The organism is Burkholderia sp. BCC1998, assembly GCF_905339875.1.
Classification (GTDB): domain Bacteria; phylum Pseudomonadota; class Gammaproteobacteria; order Burkholderiales; family Burkholderiaceae; genus Burkholderia.
This window is the reverse complement of sequence record NZ_CAJPHE010000126.1, coordinates 1-212: the sequence shown is the minus strand read 5'-3', so window position 1 is coordinate 212 and position 212 is coordinate 1. Positions and strand designations below refer to the sequence as shown.

General features: G+C 66.0%; 1 protein-coding gene. It reads left to right on the top strand.

The genetic code is table 11. The annotated features are described in order from the left end of the window. A partial coding sequence (locus tag U5A56_RS37085; protein WP_321927445.1) for an amidohydrolase family protein occupies positions 1–212 on the top strand: 212 nt, incomplete at both ends.

Sequence of the window (212 nt, the reverse complement as noted above, 5' to 3'; positions counted from 1 at the left end):
GGCCTGAACTACAACATGGAGCTGCGCTGGGACGGCGTGCCGTCGCTCGCGGTTGCAATGGACATGCTCAAGCGGCAGGTGGCGATCACGCCCGCGCCGCAATGGGTGCGCGTGGTCGGTGGCTTTACCGAACACCAGTTCGCCGAGAAGCGCCTGCCGACGATCGAGGAACTCAACGCGGCCGCGCCCGATACGCCGGTGTTCATCCTGCA